Genomic DNA, 667 nt, shown 5'->3' with positions numbered 1-667 from the left:
GCCCGGCACCGGCACCCGCCCCTGCACCCGCCAACTCGGGTGGTGGCCAGGTTCGCGTGCAGGCGGGTGACACCGCCGGCGGCATCGCTGCCGCCAACAAGCCTGCGGACGTGTCCCTGGACCAGATGCTCGTGGCCATGCTGCGGCAGAACCCCAACGCCTTCATCTCGGGCAACGTCAACCGCATGAAAGCCGGCGTGGTGCTCGACCTGCCCACGGCCGCCGAAGCCGGCGCGATCGCACCGGGCGAAGCGCGCCAGACCATCACGGCCCAGAGCCGCGATTTCAACGAATTCCGCCGCCGCCTGGCAGGCAGCGCCCCCGAAGCGGGCGTCGCCGCCGCCGACCGCCAGGCCGCCGGCAAGGTCCAGACCGAGGTCAAGGAAGCCAAGCCCGCCGCCCCCGCCGCCGACAAGCTGACGCTGTCCAAGGAAGGTGCGCCTGGCCAGACGGCCGCCAACGAAGAGAAGATCGCCAAGGAACGCCAGGCCAAGGAGGCCTCGTCGCGCGTGGCCGAGCTCTCGCGCAACATCGAAGAGCTGTCCAAGCTGGGTGGAGGCAGTGCCCCTGCGCCGGCACCGGCAGCTCCCGCTGCCGCGCCTGCACCAGCAGCGCCTGCCGCAGCGGCCCCTGCGCCCGCGCCCGCACCGGCAGCCCCCGCCGTGAC

1 protein-coding gene is annotated in these 667 nt (G+C 73.2%); it reads left to right on the top strand.

Annotated features, from left to right (window positions below):
• On the top strand, window positions 1–667 hold a 667-nt coding region (locus AC07ZS_RS29880), incomplete at both ends, for a type IV pilus assembly protein FimV (RefSeq protein WP_494802046.1).

This window comes from Hydrogenophaga sp. GW456-12-10-14-TSB4, from assembly GCF_059424305.1.
Note: the sequence above shows the minus strand (reverse complement) of the source record. Positions and strands in the feature narration are given on the sequence as shown.